17 protein-coding genes are annotated in these 18,853 nt (G+C 50.0%); 13 read left to right on the top strand and 4 right to left on the bottom strand.

Going from position 1 to position 18,853, the window contains the following annotated elements; genetic code table 11:
* From dapA to H9I36_RS10370, 12 genes are all read left to right on the top strand, one after another.
* The coding region (dapA, locus tag H9I36_RS10425) for a 4-hydroxy-tetrahydrodipicolinate synthase (RefSeq protein ID WP_187385296.1) at positions 1-898 on the top strand (898 nt) is incomplete at its 5' end.
* An 88-nt stretch (positions 899-986) separates the two neighbouring features.
* On the top strand, positions 987-2,087 hold the full coding sequence (gene asd, locus H9I36_RS10420) for an aspartate-semialdehyde dehydrogenase (protein WP_187385295.1): 1,101 nt from the start codon (positions 987-989) through the stop codon (positions 2,085-2,087).
* A 388-nt stretch (positions 2,088-2,475) separates the two neighbouring features.
* Positions 2,476-3,360 (top strand): 2-hydroxy-3-oxopropionate reductase, encoded by an 885-nt coding sequence (gene garR / locus H9I36_RS10415; protein ID WP_187385294.1) that lies wholly within the window; start codon positions 2,476-2,478, stop codon positions 3,358-3,360.
* Positions 3,361-3,396: 36 nt separating this feature from the next.
* Positions 3,397-4,704, top strand: coding sequence for an enolase C-terminal domain-like protein (locus tag H9I36_RS10410; protein ID WP_255422728.1), 1,308 nt, complete (start codon positions 3,397-3,399; stop codon positions 4,702-4,704).
* Positions 4,705-4,725: 21 nt separating this feature from the next.
* Positions 4,726-5,616, top strand: a complete 891-nt coding sequence (locus tag H9I36_RS10405; protein ID WP_187385292.1) for a dihydrodipicolinate synthase family protein — start codon at positions 4,726-4,728, stop codon at positions 5,614-5,616.
* 36 nt (positions 5,617-5,652) lie between these two features.
* A complete protein-coding gene (locus tag H9I36_RS10400) occupies positions 5,653-6,633 on the top strand; it encodes a tripartite tricarboxylate transporter substrate binding protein (RefSeq protein ID WP_187385291.1) in 981 nt (326 codons plus the stop codon).
* A 62-nt stretch (positions 6,634-6,695) separates the two neighbouring features.
* Positions 6,696-7,199 carry a tripartite tricarboxylate transporter TctB family protein gene (locus tag H9I36_RS10395; RefSeq protein WP_187385290.1) on the top strand — a complete coding sequence of 168 codons (504 nt, stop codon included), beginning with the start codon at positions 6,696-6,698 and terminating at the stop codon, positions 7,197-7,199.
* A 10-nt stretch (positions 7,200-7,209) separates the two neighbouring features.
* The gene (locus tag H9I36_RS10390; RefSeq protein ID WP_187385289.1) at positions 7,210-8,721 is read left to right on the top strand and encodes a tripartite tricarboxylate transporter permease; all 1,512 of its coding nucleotides are present in this window, start codon (positions 7,210-7,212) and stop codon (positions 8,719-8,721) included.
* A gap of 21 nt (positions 8,722-8,742) precedes the next feature.
* Positions 8,743-10,077, top strand: a complete 1,335-nt coding sequence (locus H9I36_RS10385) for an enolase C-terminal domain-like protein (protein ID WP_187385288.1) — start codon at positions 8,743-8,745, stop codon at positions 10,075-10,077.
* 58 nt (positions 10,078-10,135) lie between these two features.
* The gene (locus tag H9I36_RS10380) at positions 10,136-10,921 is read left to right on the top strand and encodes an IclR family transcriptional regulator (RefSeq protein WP_187385287.1); all 786 of its coding nucleotides are present in this window, start codon (positions 10,136-10,138) and stop codon (positions 10,919-10,921) included.
* A gap of 127 nt (positions 10,922-11,048) precedes the next feature.
* On the top strand, positions 11,049-12,971 hold the full coding sequence (locus tag H9I36_RS10375; protein WP_187385286.1) for a DNA topoisomerase IV subunit A: 1,923 nt from the start codon (positions 11,049-11,051) through the stop codon (positions 12,969-12,971).
* A gap of 15 nt (positions 12,972-12,986) precedes the next feature.
* Positions 12,987-13,589, top strand: a complete 603-nt coding sequence (locus H9I36_RS10370; RefSeq protein WP_187385285.1) for an IMPACT family protein — start codon at positions 12,987-12,989, stop codon at positions 13,587-13,589.
* Positions 13,590-13,951: 362 nt separating this feature from the next.
* Here the strand turns inward: H9I36_RS10370 and H9I36_RS10365 are convergent, their stop codons facing one another.
* Positions 13,952-14,722 (bottom strand): histidine phosphatase family protein, encoded by a 771-nt coding sequence (locus tag H9I36_RS10365; protein ID WP_187385284.1) that lies wholly within the window; start codon positions 14,720-14,722, stop codon positions 13,952-13,954.
* Positions 14,723-14,725: 3 nt separating this feature from the next.
* Positions 14,726-15,571, bottom strand: coding sequence for a pyridoxamine kinase (locus H9I36_RS10360; protein ID WP_187385283.1), 846 nt, complete (start codon positions 15,569-15,571; stop codon positions 14,726-14,728).
* A gap of 168 nt (positions 15,572-15,739) precedes the next feature.
* Here H9I36_RS10360 and H9I36_RS10355 point away from each other — a divergent pair, with 168 nt between their 5' ends.
* Positions 15,740-17,248 (top strand): phosphohexomutase domain-containing protein, encoded by a 1,509-nt coding sequence (locus H9I36_RS10355; protein WP_187385282.1) that lies wholly within the window; start codon positions 15,740-15,742, stop codon positions 17,246-17,248.
* Positions 17,249-17,254: 6 nt separating this feature from the next.
* On the opposite strand, the gene H9I36_RS10350 is transcribed toward H9I36_RS10355, so the two are convergent.
* Both H9I36_RS10350 and nth read right to left on the bottom strand, forming a co-directional pair.
* On the bottom strand, positions 17,255-18,175 hold the full coding sequence (locus tag H9I36_RS10350; protein WP_187385281.1) for a mechanosensitive ion channel family protein: 921 nt from the start codon (positions 18,173-18,175) through the stop codon (positions 17,255-17,257).
* Positions 18,176-18,205: 30 nt separating this feature from the next.
* Positions 18,206-18,850, bottom strand: a complete 645-nt coding sequence (gene nth / locus H9I36_RS10345; RefSeq protein ID WP_187385280.1) for an endonuclease III — start codon at positions 18,848-18,850, stop codon at positions 18,206-18,208.
* Between the last annotated feature and the right edge of the window lie 3 nt (positions 18,851-18,853).

Raw genomic sequence — 18,853 nt, 5'->3', positions numbered from 1 at the left:
GTTACGCGGTGCATTTACGGCGATGATTACGCCGATGAAGGAAGACGGTTCGATCGATTATGACGGATATCGAAAGCTGCTCCGTTTTCAAATGGAAGAGGGCATCGACGGACTCGTGCCGCTCGGTACGACGGGCGAAACGCCGACGCTCGATGAAGACGAAGAGCAGCGTATCATCGATGTCGTAATGGAAGAAGTGCGTGCGTTCGAAAAAGAGAGGGGTGTCAAAGTACCCGTCGTCCTCGGCGCGGGCAGCAACAATACGCGCGATGCCGTCCGCTATACGGAGCGCGCAAAAAAGGCGGGTGCCGATGCCGCTCTCGTCGTAACTCCGTATTACAATAAGCCTTCGTCCGAAGGTATCTTCCGCCACTTTGAAGCGGTTTCTCGCGTAGGCATTCCTATCCTCGTGTACAATATCGCCGGTCGTACCGGAAAAAATATCGATACGCCGACGCTTTCGCGCATCGCGGATTTGCCGAATATCGCGGGCGTAAAAGAAGCGAGCGGCAGCATTTCTCAGATGACGGACGTTATCGACACGATTAAATCGAAGCATCCCGACTTTGCCGTACTGAGCGGGGATGACGCGATGACGCTTCCGCTCATCGCATGCGGCGGCGACGGCGTCGTATCAGTCGTTTCGAATGCGGCGCCTGCTCCGGTTACGGAAATGGTGAAGGCTGCTCTTTCGGGCGATTATGAGGCGGCTCGGAAAATCCATTACCGCTTGCTGCCGTTTTTCAAAGCGGCCTTTGTCGACGGGAATCCCACGTCGATAAAATATGCGATGCGTGTCAAAGGTTTGCCTTCGGGGAGCGTGCGTTTGCCGCTCGTCGAAGTGCACGACGAGGCAAAGAAAATCATCGAAGAAGCGCTTTCGGTGTGCGGATTATAAGGCGCGGATTGCATCGTGCGGATTGTAAGGCGTGCGTTGCGCTCCGCCGAACTTACATTTGACGAATAAAATTATTAAGGAAATTGTTATGGAAAAGATACCGGTAGGCGTGCTCGGTGCAACGGGCATGGTCGGTCAGCGCTATATCGCGCTGCTTGAAAATCATCCGTGGTTTGAAGTGAGCTACGTCGCGGCAAGTCCGCGCTCTGCGGGTAAATCGTACGAAGAAGCGGTCGTAAACCGCTGGCTCATCGGGGCTGATATCCCTTCGGGCGTTGCAAAGCTTACCGTCGAGGATGCAAACGATGCGCCGCGTGCGCTCGGCAAATGCGCGTTCGTATTCAGCGCGCTTGAAATGAGCAAAGACGAAATCAAAGCGCTCGAAGCGCGCTATGCGGCGGAGGGCATTCCCGTAGTTTCAAACGCGAGTGCAAACCGCTGGACGAGCGACGTACCCATGCTCGTGCCGGAAATCAACTGGGCGCACCTTGACGTGATCGCTTTTCAAAAACGGCATTACGGCTGGGACAAGGGCTTTATCGTCGTAAAGCCGAACTGCTCGTTGCAAACTTATATGATGCCGATCCACGCGCTCATAGAGGCGGGCTATCCGATCAAGCGCATGATCGTGACGACGCTGCAGGCGACCAGCGGGGCGGGGTACCCCGGCGTGCCGTCCTTCGATATGATCGACAATATCGTGCCGTTTATCGGAGGCGAAGAAGAAAAGACCGAGCGCGAATGTTTGAAGATACTCGGTTCGGTCAAAGACGGCGAAATCGTCAATGCGGCGGGTCCTGCCGTATCGTCGACGTGTACACGCGTTCCCGTCGTCGACGGACACACCGCCTGCGTAAACCTCGACTTCGATTTACCGCAGGAGAAAAAACCTTCGCTCGAAGAGATCGCGCGCGTGTGGAAGAACTATCGCTCGGTTCCGCAGGAATTACAGCTGCCGTCCGCCCCCGTTCATCCGATCGTGCTTCGTTCCGAAGAAAACCGCCCGCAGCCGAGACGTGACCGCGAAACCGAAGGCGGCATGGCCTGTGTTATCGGACGGCTCCGACCGTGCAACGTGTTCGACGTAAAATTCGTTTCGCTGAGCCACAATACGAAACGCGGTGCCGCGCTCGGCGGTATTTTGAACGCGGAACTCTTGAAAGCGAAGGGCTTTTTCGACGCGCTGTAGGGGGCGCTTTTTGATCGCGCGTACTGCAAAAAGATGCGAGACACGCCGAAATTTTCTCTTTTCGTGCGGGTTCTGTGATATTGATACTGTTGATTTTTATCTCATCGTTTTACCGTGTGTTTTAAAAAACGCGCGGTAATTTTTATTTTCTCAATTGTAGTACCCGGCAGTTCCGTATTAAATCCTGAATTTAATCTAATTTTTTTATTTTATATCAATATTATCTGTAAAAATCAATTTGATTTATAAAAATATATATAAATACATTGAAAAATATAAATTTACTTGACAAAAATACTGGTATGCCTTATGATTTTAGAAGGTCGATATAAAAAGATCTGTGCTATGGGATTGTAAGAAAAGGTATTTTATATTTCGGGGGTATATTATGAAAATAGGATTTATCGGACTCGGTATTATGGGCAAACCGATGAGCAAAAACCTTATCAAAGCGGGACATGAACTCGTCGTATGCGATTTCAATAAAGACGCAGTCGCCGAACTTGTAGGCTGCGGGGCAAAGGCTGCGGAAAACGGAGCTGCCGTTGCGAAAGAATGCAGCGTCATTATCACGATGGTACCGAATTCTCCGCACGTGCGCGCGGCCGTTTTCGACAAGGGCGGCATCGCGGAAACGGTGAAAAAAGGCTCGATCCTCATCGATATGAGTTCTATCGATCCCGTTGAAAGCCGCAAAATCGGAGCCGACCTTGCAAAGCTCGGTGTCGATATGCTCGACGCTCCCGTTTCGGGAGGCGAACCGAAGGCGATAGACGGCACGCTGTCGGTTATGGTCGGCGGAAAAAAAGAGCTGTTCGATACCTATTTCGACGTGCTCAAAGCGATGGCGGGTTCGGTCGTATACGTCGGAGAGCTCGGTGCGGGAAACGTCGCAAAGCTCGCAAATCAAATCGTCGTCGCCTGCAATATCGCCTCTCTCGCGGAAGCGCTGATGTTTTCGCGCAAAGCCGGCGTCGACCCCGAACTCGTGTTCCAAGCGATAAAGGGCGGTCTTGCGGGTTCTACCGTTATGAACGCAAAAGCGCCGATGATGCTCGCGCACGATTACAAGCCCGGTTTCAGAATCGAACTCCATATCAAAGATTTGACGAACGCGCTCAACGCGGCGCACGCGGTGACTTCTCCCGTTCCGCTTACCGCCGAAGTTATGGAAATGATGCAGGCGCTGAAAGTCGACGGCTTTGAAAAAGACGATCACAGTGCGCTTGTAAAATACTATGAAAAGATGACGAACGTAAAGATTGGAAGGTAGGATAGTCGGATGAGTGCGATTCCTGTAATAAAGCGGATGGATGTATATCCGGTGGCCGGCAAAGACAGTATGTTGCTGAATTTGAGCGGGGCTCACGCTCCGTATTTTACACGTAATGTCGTTATTTTAACCGACAGTACGGGAAAGATCGGATGCGGAGAAGTTCCGGGCGGTAAAAAAATTACCGCAGCGCTTGAAGAATGCAAATCGCTTGTTGAAGGAAGCGCACTCGGCGATTATAAAAATACGCTGAAAAAAGTTTCGGATTATCTGAAAAGTAAAGGAGGAGAAGACGTACGCGGTTTACAAACCTTCGACTTGCGTACGGGCGTTCACGTCGTTACAGCGATCGAAGCGCCGCTTCTCGATTTGCTCGGGCAGTTTCTCGAAGTCCCTTCCGCACACTTGCTCGGCGACGGCATACAGCGTACAAAGGTTTTGACGCTCGGCTATCTCTTTTTTATCGGAGACGCAAAAAAAACGGATCTGCCGTATACTTTTGAAGACGATTCTCCGTGCGAATGGTACAGACTCCGCCGTAACAAAGCCATGGACGCCGATGCGCTCATAGCCCTTGCGAAGGCTGCACAAAACAAATACGGTTTTAAAGATTTTAAGTTGAAAGGCGGTGTTCTTTCCGGACGCGAAGAAATAGAAATTATCAAATCGATGAAAAAAGCGTTTCCCGATGCGCGTATGACGCTCGACCCTAACGGAGCTTGGTCGCTTTCCGAAGCGATAGAATTGTGCAAAGATATGCACGGTATTTTGACGTACTGCGAAGATCCGTGCGGTGCGGAACAGGGTTATTCGGGACGAGAAATCCTTTCCGAATTCCGTCGTGCAACAGGCATGCCGACCGCAACGAATATGATTGCGACGGACTGGAGAGAGCTTTGCCATTCGATAGAGCTCCAGTCGGTAGATATACCGCTTGCGGACTGTCACTTTTGGACGATGCGCGGAGCGGTACGGGTCGGGCAGCTGTGCAGCGAGTTCGGCATGACATGGGGTTCGCACTCGAACAATCATTTCGATATTTCGCTCGCGATGATTGCACATACGGCGGCCGCGGTGCCGGGAAATCTGAACGCAATCGATACGCACTGGATTTGGCAGGAAGGTACCGAACGTCTTACAAAGGAACCGCTTTCCATAAAAGACGGATATATCGAATTGTCTGCAAAGCCCGGATTGGGGGTCGAACCCGATATGGAGCGGATACGAAAAGCGCATGAGCTATATCTTGAACAATCACTCGGCGGACGTGACGACAGCGTCGGTATGCAATATCTTATTCCGAACTGGAAATTCGATCCGAAAAAGCCGTGTCTGGTCAGGTAACATACAACGAGGAGCTTTGAAATGTTTAAACCCTATGGAATTATTCCTCCCGTCGTAACGCCGTTTACCGATGACGGAAAGTTCAATGAAAAAGCTTTTAGGAAGATTGTCAATCATTTGATTGAATGCGGCGTGCACGGTATTTTCCCTCTCGGCACGACCGGCGAATTCTATGCGTTCGATACGGATGAGATACGAGTCATATTTGAAGCGACAAAAGATGAAGTGCGCGGCCGCGTTCCGATCTACGCGGGTGCAAGCCACATTACGACGAGAGGAGTGATAGAGCGCGTACATATCGCCGAAGATGTCGGTTTCGATGCCGTCTCCGTCCTTACCCCGATGTTTGTTTCTCAAACGCAGGATGAATTATACGAATACTACAAAACGATTGCGGAAAATACAAAGCTTCCGGTGATCATGTACAACAATAAACCGAAAACGAACGTAACGATAGAACCCCATACCGTATCCCGTCTCGCCGAAATCGATAATATCATCGGCATCAAAGACAGTACCGGAGATTTTACGAATTCGGCTGAATACTTGCGGCTTACAAAAGGCAATGACAAGTTCAGCGTTTTAATCGGACGCGATACGCTTATCTATGCGGGATTGTGTTCCGGTGCGGCTGGTTCCATCGCATCCTGCGCAAATGTGGCGCCGCGTCTCGTCGCTGATATCTACGATAAATTCAAAGCGCGCGATTTTAAGGGCTCTCTTGATGCGCAGTTTGCGCTTAATCCCCTTCGCATTGCATGTAATATGGGAACCTTCCCCGAAGTTATTAAAGAAGGCTTGGAGCTTGAGGGGTACAATGCGGGGAAGTGCCTGCCGCCGATACGGCCTTTGAGCGGTGAGCAACGGGAAGCGCTTCGTGTGCTTTTGAAAGAAATGGGACTTATTACGTAAGTTCTTTATATGAATTATTTTTAATAAGGGGGCGTTATGAAAAAATTAATTGTAATGGTTACGGTTTTAACACTGGCGTTTTCCGTTTTTGCAAACGGAGACAAGGATGCGGGCGGCATCGATTGGCCGAAAAAATCGATCAATTTGATTGTTCCGTTTGCCGCCGGCGGTAATTCTGATGTCAACGCGCGTACGCTTGCAAAGTATTTGACGCAGGAACTCCGGCAGCCCGTCGTAGTGACGAATGTTGCGGGTTCCGGCGGTACGATCGGAGCGGCGCAGGTAAAGGATTCCGCAAATGACGGATACACCGTGCTCGTCCATCAAATATCGATGCACATGGCACAGGTTTCGGGTATGGTCGATTTCGGTTATCAGGATTTCGAACCGGTATGCGTATTTTCCCGTGCATCGGATGAAGTTCTTCTCATCAATGCAAAACAGCATCCCGATTGGCACACATATCAGGATGTCGTGAATGCAACGAAAAACGAACCCGGCAAATATCGCTTTACCGCAAATACCGGCGCATCGACGCAATGGATAGGAATCGCGGTTCAAGCTGCGGGCGCTAAGTTTAATGTTGTCAGCTCCGGAGGTTCGGGAGAAAGGCTCCAACTCATTCTCGGCAATCACGTTGATGTAACCGAATTGAATTACAGCCAAGTTATCGATTATGTAAAAAACGGTACGCTGAGAATAATAGCCAATGTAAGTACGGAACGTTCGGATATCCTTAAAGATGTGCCGACATTGAAAGAACTCGGCGTAAACTGCGGCTACAGCTACGACAATACGTTTTTTATGCCTAAGGGAACGGATAAAGCGATCGTCGCCAAATTTGCCGCTGCGTGTGAAAAAATTATTAAGACGAATACTCAGTACAAAGCGGATTTGGAAAAACTGTATCAGATACCGATGTACAAAGATCCTGCGGCAACGACAGCTCTTTATAAATCACAATACGATGCGCTTATGGCGATCCGCGATCAAATCAGAGCGGGTGTAAAAAAATAGCAATCCTCAAATGCGGCGAACGGCATCGTTTGCCGCATTGTCCGTATAAAGGAGATATGCTTATGGAACAAAAAATAAAAAAAGATATCGGTATCGGATTATTTTTTTTCCTGCTGGCGATAGCGTATTTTGCCGGGACGTTTCCGATAGAGTCATATAATCCGTTCGGAGACGCGGGACTGTCTTCGAAAATCGTGCCGCAAATTCTCGCCGTCATAATGGCGATACTGAGTTTCTCAGTGGTCATACAAGCCGTTTTAAAATTGAAAAAGCTGAGTACGGTCAATGTCTCGGATACGTCGGTACGTATAAACCGGAATGTATTCGGTAAATTTGTTTTCGCAATCGTACTCCTTACCGTTTATATTTTTTTATTCGACAAATTAGGTTTTATCGTTTCAACCGTTTTTTACCTTTCGGCAATGATTTTTTTATTGGTTCCGCGTAAAAATGCGAAAACCGGAATCTTTACGGTTCTTTTTTCGGTTGCCGTTTCTTTTCTCGTGTATACGGTTTTTAATAATCTGCTCGGTTTGATTTTACCGAGAGGCGTTTTCGGTTATTGACGGGGGTATTATGCTGCTTTCAAGTTTTATAGGTCTTTTTACCCAACCGCTCACTGTCGGCTTGATAATTTTCGGAGTCGTATTTGGAATTATCTTCGGAGCGATTCCGGGACTGACAACGGTTGCCGGTATTTCTATGATGCTTCCGATTACGTATGTTTTGACAAAAGAAACGGGTTTATCGATGCTTACGGCGATTTATATCGGCGGTACATCGGGAGGGCTGGTTTCGGCTATTTTACTGAATATGCCGGGTACCCCCGCTTCGATTGCGACGACGTTCGACGGAAGACCTCTTGCGCTGAAAGGTGAAGCGGGCAAAGCACTCGGTGTAGGCATATTCAGTTCGTTTATCGGAACGGTCTTCAGTATCGCGGCAATGGTTATCATTTCAAAACCGCTTGCGGCACTCACGATACGTTTCGGGCCATGGGAATATTTCGGCGTGACGCTTTTCGCCCTGACGCTTATTTCCAGCCTTGCCGGCAAGTCGATGGCAAAAGGTTTGTTGAGCGCATTGTTCGGTATGATGTTTGCAACCGTCGGGCTTGCACCGATCGATTCGGCAAAACGCTTTACATTCAATTCGCTCGATCTTACTTCGGGATTCGCTTTACTCCCGGTTCTCGTCGGCTTGTATGCGGTAAGCGAAGTTCTCGAAACGGCGATTACGGAGCACAAAGACGCTTCGATGACCGAGTATCGTCTGAAAGGACTCGGTTTTACGTGGAGCGATATAAAAGATCAAATCGGAAATTTTATCCGCTCGGCGGTTGTCGGGCTCGGCATCGGTATTCTTCCCGGAATCGGCGGTTCGACGAGCAATCTGATCGCATATTCGGTTGCAAAAAATTCATCGAAGCATCCCGAAAAATTCGGTACGGGAATCGTAGACGGTGTTATAGCAAGCGAAACTTCGAACAATGCAAGCATCGGAGGAGCCATGATTCCGTTGCTTACGCTCGGTATTCCGGGCGACGGCGTTACGGCGATTCTGCTCGGAGGATTTATGCTGCACGGCCTTACCCCGGGTCCGCTTCTTTTCCAAACGAGCGCGCAGACCGTCTATACGATTTATGCGGCTATGATTTTATCGTCGGTTTTTATGGCTGTTATTATGTTTACATGCCTGCGCGGTTTCGTAAAAATATTAAAAATCCCGTCATATATTTTATTGCCGGTTATTATTGTCTTGTGCTGTATCGGATCGTACGCGCTCAATTATCGGGTATTTGATATATTCAGCCTTTTGCTGTTCGGCGTTATCGGATATGTGATGAAAGTCGTCAGTGTGCCGTTGCCGCCGTTCATACTGGGCTTTATCCTTGCAAAAGATTTTGAAACAAATCTCAGACGCGGGTTACAGTATTCGAACGGAGATGCTCTTGAAATATTTAAGCATCCTATCGCAATCATATTTATCGCACTTGCCTGTTTTTCAATCATCCGCTCGATTATTAAGGGGATACATTCAATGCGAAACGCCGGAGCTTCAGTAAAAAACGGACCGCAGCCGGTTTGATTATTAATATTCGGAGGATATATGACGAACGTCGATACGCCGATTGTAACACAGATGCAGGTTTATCCCGTTGCAGGCTATGACAGTATGCTGCTTTCGTTGAGCGGAGCACATGCACCGTTTTTTACGCGCAATATCGTTATTTTAAAAGATAATGCCGGTCATACGGGCATCGGAGAAGTTCACGGCGGAGAAGCGATTACGAAATCGCTTGAAGATGCCGTTCCCTTTGTCGTCGGTCAGCCGCTGTGCAAATATAAAACGATTGTCGCGAAACTGAAAACCGGTCACAACGAAAGAACGAAAAACAGCGACGGCATACAAAATCTCGATTTGACGAAATTGAAAGATGTCGTTCATGCCGAATCCGCAATTGAAGCCGCTCTTCTCGATTTATGGGGACAGTTTCTCGGTCTTCCCGTATGCGAACTTTTGGGCGACGGCAAGCAACGGGATGACGTTACGGTTCTCGGCTATTTGTTTTATCAGGCGGACGGAAGAAAATACGACGAGCGTTATATCACAGAAGATGCATCGGACAATATTTGGTTCCGTACGCGCAGAAAACCGGCCATGGATACGGCGGGTATCGTAGCGCAGGCACATGCCGCAAAAGAATATTACGGATTTAAAGATTTTAAACTCAAAGGCGGCGTGTTTTCCGGAGAAAAAGAGATGGAAGCGGTTGCTGCGCTCGGGAAGGAATTTCCGGATGCGCACATCAACATAGACCCGAACGGCGCGTGGAAACTTGCCGATGCCGTTCGCCTGTGTAAGGACAGCTGTCTCTCATACGCTGAAGATCCGTGCGGTACCGAAGGCGGCTATTCGGGACGCGAAACGATGGCCGAATTTAAAATGCGGACGGGAATTCCCACGGCGACGAATATGATCGCAACCGATTGGAGACAGTTTTATCATGCGGTAGTAGAAAAATCGATCGACATAGTGCTCGCCGATCCGCATTTTTGGACGATGAGCGATTCGGTACGTATCGGCCAAGTGCTTGACAACTGGGGGTTGACATGGGGTTGTCATTCGAATAATCACTTCGACATATCGCTTGCGATTTTTGCGCAAACCGCCGCCGCCTGTCCTTCGGTGACGGCGATGGATACGCATTGGATTTGGCAGGACGGACAGCACCTTACCCGTTCTCCGTACAAAATCATCGGCGGCAGAATTCATATCCCCGACGCACCGGGCTTCGGTCTCGAAATCGATATGGATGCGATCCTGAAAGCAAATGCACTTTATAAAAAACTTCCGTACGGGGATCGCCGAGATGATGTCGGTATGCAGCATCTTATTTCCGGATGGAAATTCGATTCGAAAAAACCGTGTATGGTACGATAATGAAAAATTACGTTTCGATATTTCATTTTATCTTCAATATCGGTATACTCCACATAATATGACCGGCGATAAAGAAGAAAAATATAATGTAAAAACAGTTTCGCGAAGCCTTGCGATCTTCGACATGGCGGCCGACCGGGAAGATCCGTTTACGGTGCAGGATGTCATGAAAGCGCTGCAGGTAAACGTCAATATGGCCTACCGTCTGCTTTCGACGATGACGTCCGCCGGTTATTTGATAAAAAACGAAACGGCGGGGACATATACGCTTTCACTCAAAGTGTTAAAGCTGTTTAACCGCGCGCTTTCTTCGATTCATATACGGAAGTTCGCGCTTCCGTATATGGAAATGCTTGCGCATCGCTTTCCCGAAGCGAATATCAATCTCGGAGTTCTTTACGACGGCGAAGTGGTACAGACCGACAGGATCGACGGACAAGTCGTACTCAAAACGTATTTTACGCCGGGAAGAAAAGTTCCGTTTAACGCTTCCGCTTTGGGCAAAGTGCTCGTTTCCGAATTGTACCCCGAAGAGCTTGAAAGAATTATCGATAAAAGCGGCGGGCTGAAAGAGTTTACCGTTCACACGATTACCGACTACGCGCTTTTGCAGCGTGAACTGAGGAAAGTACGGGAACAGGGATATGCGATCGACCGCGAAGAGCTTATCTTAAACGACAACTGCAATGCCGCGCCGATCCGCGATTCGAGCGGAAAAATCGTCGCAGCGGTGAGCATGAGCGCATTCGAAAATTATATTGCAAAAGAGCAGATGGATTCGAATATCTATATGATTTGTGAAACCGCTCGGCAGATTTCTTCGTGTCTGGGGTATATGGTATAAAACGACAAACGGTTTTCGCCGCACGTACCGACACACGAAAATATCACATATCTTTTGCACCGGCGGCGCGCGACTGCCGTATCGTGTTGCAAGACAGAAGTCCGCATTTGCTGTATACTGAAACGGTATGGCATACGTGAAAAATCTTTTCGACAGCAATTTCATTCAATATGCAAGCTATGTTATCCGAGATCGTGCGATTCCCGAACTCGTCGACGGACTGAAGCCGGTACAGCGGAGGATCCTCCACACGCTCCTCGAAGCGGACGACGGCAAATTTCACAAAGTCGCAAACGTCGTCGGTCAGTGCATGAAATATCACCCGCACGGGGATGCCTCCATTTATTCGGCGCTCGTCGTTCTTGCCAATAAGGATTTGCTCGTCGATCGGCAGGGAAACTTCGGAAACCTCTACACCGGGGATTCGGCATCCGCGGCGCGTTATATCGAATGCCGTCTGCGCCCCATTGCGCGCGATATCCTCTACAATCCGAAAATCACCGATTACGTTCCGAGCTACGACGGGCGCAATAAAGAGCCTGTTATGTTTCGCGCAAAGCTGCCTCTTGTACTGATTTTGGGCGCGGAAGGGATCGCCGTCGGCATGAGTACGAAAATCCTTCCCCACAATATCCGCGAAGTCATCGAAGCCGAAAAAAAATGTCTGCGCGGCGAAAAGTTTACGCTCTATCCCGACTTTCAAACGGGCGGTCTCATCGACGTGTCGGACTATCAGGACGGCTTGGGCAAAATCGTTACGAGAGCGAAGATGGATTTAAGCGACGAAAAAAAGATTACGATCACCGAGCTGCCCTTCGGTTCGACGACCGAGTCGCTCATGGATTCGATCGAAAAAGCCGCTAAAAACAATAAAGTGCGCATCGCGTCGATCAACGATTACACGGCCGAAACCGTCAACATCGAAATAAAGCTTCCGCGCGGCGTGTATGCCGCCGATATCGTCGATGCGCTTTATGCATACACCGAATGCGAACAGACGATATACTGCAATCTGCTCGTCATCCGCAACAATATGCCGGTGCAGATTACCGTAACCGACGTTATTAAATTTCATGCAAAGCAGCTCGTCGGCGTGCTGAAAGACGAACTCACCGTCGAGCGTGCCGAACAATTCGAAAAGCTGCATTTGCGGACGCTTGAGCGCATCTTTATCGAAGAGCGCATCTATAAAAATATCGAACAGATGAAAACGCAAGAGGCAGTCGTCGATGCGGTAAAAAAAGGTTTTGTGCCGTTTAAAAAAGAACTTCTGCGTCCCATAACCGACGACGATGTCGATCACTTGCTGAAGATTCCGATCCGCCGCATTTCGCTTTACGATATCAACAAAAACCGTCAGGAAGTGGAAGCCGCGAAAAACCGCATCAAAGAAATCGACAAGCTTTTAAAGCATCTTGCCGCTTATGCAATCACGTGGCTCGACGGCTTGCTTGCAAAGCTCGACGCGGAAAAGACGCAGCGCCTCACGACGATAGCCGACATCGAAAAGGTCGACGTCAAAGAAATCGTCAAACGCGATATCCCGCTCAAATACGACGGCACGTCGGGCTATCTCGGAACGGGCGTTTCGGGCGGCGTCGAAGTGCTTAAAATTACGCCCTACGACAGGGTACTCTTTGTCCGGCGGAGCGGCATATTCAGCGTAACCGATTCTCCGCAAAAAGTGTTCGTCGGGCCGGGCATGTTTTGGTGCGGGCTTGCGGACAAAGAAAGTCTTTCGAAAGTGCTCTTTACGGTCATCTACCGCGACCCCGAAACGAAATACGTTTTTGTTAAACGATGCCGTGTCGAAGGTTATATCATGAATCGCGATTATTTTTTTGCGCCCGACGGCAAAGAAGTGCTCCACGTCGATACGCGGAAAAATTTTACGTTTACGCTGCACTACGCGAAAAAAGCGCGCTTAAAAAAACTCGACGAAAGTTTTAAAGCGTCCGCTTTCCCTACAAAGGGATTGAAAGCACAGGGTACGCGCGCAGCTCCGAAAGAAGTCGAATCGGTCGATGTCGAGCCGCCGAAAGAAGCCTGAGCGGAGAAAAGTTTTTTGGATGAGCTTACAGGCTATGCGGTTTCTGAAACGCTCGTAAAGCATTCGCGCTTTATTGCCGAACTTTTGCCCTGTACGTCGCAGAGCGAAGCGCGCGAATTATTAAAATCTCAAAAAGCGAAATACTCCGACGCCTCTCACGTCGTCCACGCTTTCGTCATCGGGCCTTCGGCTGAAATACGCGGCATGAGCGACGACGGCGAACCTTCGGGAACGGCCGCTCGTCCGGTGCTCGATGTACTGTGCGGGAAAAACTGCACGAATGCGCTTTTGACCGTCACGCGTTATTTCGGCGGAACGCTCCTCGGTACGGGCGGTCTTGTTAAAGCGTACACGGATGCGGCAAAGGCGGTTATCGAAAAAGCCGAGAGGCTTGGTGCCTTTTCGGAGCTTATCGAAAAAACGCGCTTTTCGTTTACCGCTTCGTATGCCGCCTATGAAAAGCTTCGGCACATTATGAAAGAGTTCCGTCTTTTTGATATTGCAGAACGCTTCGAATCGGCGGTAAGCGTAAGCGGCGAAATCGAAAGCGTCGAATTGCAAAAATTTTCCGACGCGCTCCGCAATGCGAGCGGCGGCGCCGTTTTGCTGCGTCGGTGAATAAACGTTCGCGCAGCGTATGAGCGCTGTGCAATTGTACGATGATCGGCTTATGAACCTCCGACGGTTGTAAATATCGAATGTCAGAGCAACCGCACCGGAAATGTATATGGAAAAGCAAGCGTATAATTATATAAAAAAGGCGGAACGCAAGGCAGCGGCACTGACGCCGAGCCACTCTGACCGATGGCAAGCAATCTCTTTGTGAAAAGAGATTGCGCAGTCCGATTCCGATTACGGTCAGCCGCGGTGAACGGCAGGGCTGCTGCCGGGAGTGCAGCCGGTTTTTTATATTACACGCTATTTTTCAGCGAGTATATTTTCCGGTGCGGTTGTCCTGAAGCGAATTGTGATCGTGTTTATTAATCGGAAAACACGTCGGTAAAATATCCTGCCGCCGAAGGCGCTTCATTTCCGTCGTGCAAGTGATTCGTGTCGCCGAAAGTCTGTACGCGGAAAAATGCGGTGCCGGGAACACGCTCTTCGGATGCGAGGACGGTCACCGATGTCGGCGCGACGTAAAAGCCCTGCCACAACTGCACGGGCGATATTTTTACGAGGTGACCGATGATCGCGAACATGACGCCCAAGTGGCAAAAAAAGACGAGCGTTCGGTCATCGTAGGATCGTTTAACGGGTGCGATCGAATCGTTGAATACGCCTTTTTGACAATGAGTGCCGTCAGTCCGGTAGATGCCGCCTTCGCGCACGAAGCCGTAGCGTGCGAGGATGCCGTCAAATCCTGCGCACACTTCTTCGAAGCGCTGTGCGATATTGCCCGATTCCATAACGGGAGTATGCATCCACTTGTCGGCGTCGAGGAGCGCTTTGTTTGCGGGGTCGGTATAAAAAGACGGAAGCCAGTCCCACGCGATTTTGTTTTTGCCCGTTTCGGGATCGCGCACTTTATAATGAAATTCCTGTAGCCAATCGCAGGTTTCGGCTTTGCGTCCGGTGTCCTTCATCGCGATTCGAGCCGTCTCCTGTGCGCGTCCCAAGGGCGAGGCGAAAAAATCGGTAACCTGCCATTTTGCGACGCGGCTTGCAAGCAGGGCGGCTTCGCGCTTTCCCTTTTCGGTCAAAATGTCCAAATCGTAATTCGGGTCGCCGTGCCGGATAAACAGTAAACGCATCGGTTACGCTCCGAGCCGCTTTACGAGGTAAGGGATAGCGCTTTCGAAATCGACGCCGTACCAGTTGTAATCTTTGTGTGAAACGGTTGCTTTAATCGATTCGACGACGAAGTCCGCAGCGAGCGCATAGGATTGTTCGAGCGAAAGACCGCGCATGAGAGCGCCGACACAGACGCTTGCGAAGATGTCTCCGGTACCGTGAAAACTCGTCGCGCATTTTTCGTGAAAGTAACTCGTATAAGCGCCGCTCTTCGAATCGTAGGACATGATACCGATCTTTCCGGGTTCGGAAGCGAACTCAACGCCTTTCAAAACGATGCGCTTTGCACCGAGGTCTGCAAGTTTTTTGAGTATGTCTTTGATGTACGCTTCATCGTATGAGCCCGCAGCTTTGTACGGAACGCCGAGCATAAACGACGCTTCGGTCATATTCGGTGCGATGACGTCGGCGAGACCTGCGAGCTTTGCCATCGCAAACGCGAACTCCTGCGTAAAGCCCGGATAGAGTTTTCCGTTGTCGGCCATACACGGATCGACGAAGACGAGTACGTCTTTTCCGCCGAAGTCGGCGAACATCTTTTTCATCAAATCGAGCTGTTCGAAAGAGCCGAGGTAGCCGGTGTAGATCGCGTCGAACGATATTTTTTCCTTCTTCCAATGATCGCATATCGGCGTGATGTCTTCCGTGAGATCGCGGAACGTAAAGCCTTTGAATGCGGTGTGCGTCGAAAGCACTGCCGTCGGAAGGATGGCGGCTTCGACTCCCATTGCGGAAATGACGGGAAGCGCTACGGTGAGCGAGCACTTTCCGACGCATGAAATATCCTGTACGGTGATGATTCGTTTCATAGTATTTTCCTTCTGAAAAACGATTGCGCGGCGAAGGAATTCCATTCGCCGTCGCTTGTTGATTTTGTTGCATATGATGGTAGTGATATTGTGTTTTGCTGTCAACGGTACGATTTCGAATACGGACATTCTCTTATATAATTTTTTATTTTATTGTATAGTGATCGTATGACAGAGTACGATATGATGAAATTGCAAAACGGCAGCGATATCCGCGGCATAGCCGTAAGCGGCGTCGAAGGCGAAAGCGTCAACTTTACGGAAGCGGCGTGCAGCCGCATCGGGCAGGCGTTTGCGCTGTGGCTTTCAAAAAAAATCGATAAACCCCTTTCCTCGCTCACGATCGGGATCGGGCGCGACTCACGCATTTCAGGCCCGTCTCTTTCGGCCGCCCTTGCAAAAGGCATGGCCTTTCAAGGCGCACACGTGGTCGACTGCGGCCTTTCGACGACTCCTGCTATGTTTATGTCGACCGTATTTCCCGAAACGAAATACGACGGCGCGGTGATGATGACGGCAAGCCACCTTCCGTACAACAGAAACGGCGCAAAATTTTTCGACCGTGACGGAGGCCTCGAACACGACGATATCGAATCGATATTGAAAAGCGCGGCGCCTCTCGATGAAGCTTTTTCCGATTCACCGCTTGCCTCTTTCGATCTGCTGTCGCTGTATGCCGCGCACTTGCGGAAAACTATCTGCGCGGAGCTTGCAAAATCCGAAAGCGACAAACCGCTTGCAGGTTTACGGATCGCAGTCGATGCGGGAAACGGATGCGCGGGCTTTTTCGTTTCGTCGATTTTACAGCCGCTCGGAGCCGATACTGCAGGCAGCCGCTTTTTGGAAGCGGACGGCATGTTTCCGAACCACATCCCGAACCCTGAAAATAAAGCTGCAATGGAAGCCGTCCGAAGTGCAACCGTCGAAGCGGGCGCCGATTTGGGATTGATTTTCGACACCGACGTCGACCGCATGTCCGCAGTTCTGCACACGGGAGCCGAAGTGAACCGCGATGCGATCATCGCGATGATTTCCGCGATTTTAGTGCCTTCGTATCCGGGCGGAACGATCGTCACCGATTCGGTAACGTCGGACAGGCTTACGTATTTTTTGGAAAAGGTGCTCGGCTTGCGCCATCTGCGCTATATGCGCGGCTACAAAAACGTCATCAACAAATGCAAAGAGCTCAACGCAAAGGGCATCGTTTCGCCGCTTGCGATGGAAACGTCGGGACACGGCGCGCTCAAAGACAATTACTATCTCGACGACGGCGCTTTTCTCGCGGTAAAGCTCATCATCGCGCTCGCAAAAGCGAAAGCGGAAGGAAAAACGATAGACAGCCTCATCGCGCGTCTTCCGCCGCTCGTCGAAGAATGCGAATACCGATTTAAAATCGGCACGGACGATTTTAAAACCTACGGCAAAACCGTACTCGCCGAATTTAAAAAGCGCGCCGAAACTGCAGGCTATGAGCTCCCGGAATCTTACGAGGGGATCCGCGTTTCGTTTAAAGGAGAAGACGCGCAGGGTTGGATGCTTCTCCGCTTGAGCCTGCACGATCCGGTTATGCCGCTCAACATCGAAGGAGGACGCAAAGGCGATGCGGAAAAAATTATTAAGATCGCAAAAACCCTGCTCTCAGGCTTCGACAAGCTCGATATGTCGTGCTTGCCGTAAAAAGCGCTAGTTTCGCCGCGCGCCGGATTTTTTTACAGGCGGCGGGACAGGGATCGAATCGTTATGCGGTACGATTTCGACGCAGTTATACGACATGACGAGACCGTTTTCGTTCATAACGCGCATCAGCGCGACGAACATATCGTTTTTCGTTTTGAGAAAATCCGAACTCTTACACCACACTGCGACGATCATATTTATATTGCTGTCGCCGAACCCGTCCACCCATACGGCGGGCGCAGGCTTTTTGATAACCGTTTCGCACAGTTCGGGCGCTTTTAAAAGCACGTCGAGCGCATAGCGGATATCGGTGCCGTATTTTAGACCGAACGCAAACGTTATGCGCCGCGTCGCGTAGTACGAATTGTTTTGAAAGGTCGTATTGATGATCGACGAATTCGGAATGCGCACCAGCTGATTGTCGAGCGTGTGCACTTTCGTCGAAAGCAAATCGATCGAATCGACGTCTCCGGTAACTCCGCTGACGACGATGCGGTCGCCGACTTTGACAACACCTTCTGTTATGACGAAGAGTCCGCTGATAACGTTGCTGACGGTCGTCTGCGCCGCAAAACCGACGGCAAGCCCCGCAATACCGGCAGCTCCGAGCAGAGCGGTAAGTTTGATACCGAAGCAGCTGAGTATATACATGACGAGCACCGAGTAAAAAACGTATTTTAATAATTTATGCAGGGCGAGATTGTTTTGTTTGTTTATCTTTTGTTCGCTTACGCGATTGAGCGCATGGAAGGCGAGCTTATACAAAAACCAAATGATGCCGATGACGAAGAGCGCTCCCGCAGCGCGAAAGAGATTCGTCCACGTAAAAAACGATTTTACCCATGCAAAGAGCGTTTCCTTGTGTTTGGAAATCTGTTCCTGTGCCTGCTGTACGCCGATCGTTACGGCGCTTGTCGATTCATCCATTTTCAACCTCTTGCCGATTATTAATTTTCGTTAATTTTTTGAAGCGTCATTGTGTTTGCAGATGTCGTTTATGAGACAGGTATCGCATTTCGGATTTCGCGCGGTGCACACGTAGCGTCCGTGCAGGATGAGCCAGTGGTGCGCGTGACGCATATATCGCTTGGGAATGCGGGAAACGAGGCTTTCTTCGACGGCAAGCGGAGTTGCGCCTTCGGCGAGTCCGATTTTCGGACAGATGCGCAGCAAGTGCGTATCGACGGGCATCGTCGGTTTGTCGAAGACGACATTGAGTACGACGTTCGCCGTCTTTCTGCCGACGCCGGGAAGCTTCATAAGCTCTTCGCGTGTCGAAGGCACTTTTCCGTTGAAATCGTTGATGAGGATTTTACTGAGCGCGATGATGTGCGCCGCCTTCGTATGGTAGAGACCGATCGACTTAATGTAAGTTTCGAGTTTTTTTTGTCCGAGGGCGATGATTTTTTCGGGCGTGTCGGCGATTTTGTAGAGCGCTTCGGTTGCGGCGTTGACGCTTTTGTCGGTCGCCTGAGCGGAAAGCACGACCGACAAAAGCAGCGTATACGCGTTTTTCCATCGGAGTTCCGATTTAGGATCGGGGTTTTGCTTTTTAAAACGGTCGAATACCGTGCATATCTCCCGCTCTGTCAGCAGTGTCATGGG

It is taken from the genome of Treponema sp. Marseille-Q4130, from assembly GCF_014334325.1.
In the GTDB taxonomy this organism is placed as follows: Bacteria; Spirochaetota; Spirochaetia; order Treponematales; family Treponemataceae; genus Treponema_D.
Note: the sequence above shows the minus strand (reverse complement) of the source record. Positions and strands in the feature narration are given on the sequence as shown.

What these genes read in the sequence shown, in the direction of transcription:
- H9I36_RS10405 (WP_187385292.1), top strand. Translation starts at nt 4,726, where the DNA reads ATGTTTAAACCCTATGGAATTATTCCTCCCGTCGTAACGCCGTTTACC.
- garR (WP_187385294.1), top strand. Translation starts at nt 2,476, where the DNA reads ATGAAAATAGGATTTATCGGACTCGGTATTATGGGCAAACCGATGAGC.
- H9I36_RS10395 (WP_187385290.1), top strand. Translation starts at nt 6,696, where the DNA reads ATGGAACAAAAAATAAAAAAAGATATCGGTATCGGATTATTTTTTTTC.
- H9I36_RS10375 (WP_187385286.1), top strand. Translation starts at nt 11,049, where the DNA reads ATGGCATACGTGAAAAATCTTTTCGACAGCAATTTCATTCAATATGCA.
- asd (WP_187385295.1), top strand. Translation starts at nt 987, where the DNA reads ATGGAAAAGATACCGGTAGGCGTGCTCGGTGCAACGGGCATGGTCGGT.
- H9I36_RS10380 (WP_187385287.1), top strand. Translation starts at nt 10,136, where the DNA reads ATGACCGGCGATAAAGAAGAAAAATATAATGTAAAAACAGTTTCGCGA.
- H9I36_RS10360 (WP_187385283.1), bottom strand. Translation starts at nt 15,571, where the DNA reads ATGAAACGAATCATCACCGTACAGGATATTTCATGCGTCGGAAAGTGC.
- H9I36_RS10350 (WP_187385281.1), bottom strand. Translation starts at nt 18,175, where the DNA reads ATGGATGAATCGACAAGCGCCGTAACGATCGGCGTACAGCAGGCACAG.
- H9I36_RS10355 (WP_187385282.1), top strand. Translation starts at nt 15,740, where the DNA reads ATGACAGAGTACGATATGATGAAATTGCAAAACGGCAGCGATATCCGC.
- nth (WP_187385280.1), bottom strand. Translation starts at nt 18,850, where the DNA reads ATGACACTGCTGACAGAGCGGGAGATATGCACGGTATTCGACCGTTTT.
- H9I36_RS10385 (WP_187385288.1), top strand. Translation starts at nt 8,743, where the DNA reads ATGACGAACGTCGATACGCCGATTGTAACACAGATGCAGGTTTATCCC.
- H9I36_RS10410 (WP_255422728.1), top strand. Translation starts at nt 3,397, where the DNA reads ATGGATGTATATCCGGTGGCCGGCAAAGACAGTATGTTGCTGAATTTG.
- H9I36_RS10390 (WP_187385289.1), top strand. Translation starts at nt 7,210, where the DNA reads ATGCTGCTTTCAAGTTTTATAGGTCTTTTTACCCAACCGCTCACTGTC.
- H9I36_RS10365 (WP_187385284.1), bottom strand. Translation starts at nt 14,722, where the DNA reads ATGCGTTTACTGTTTATCCGGCACGGCGACCCGAATTACGATTTGGAC.
- H9I36_RS10400 (WP_187385291.1), top strand. Translation starts at nt 5,653, where the DNA reads ATGAAAAAATTAATTGTAATGGTTACGGTTTTAACACTGGCGTTTTCC.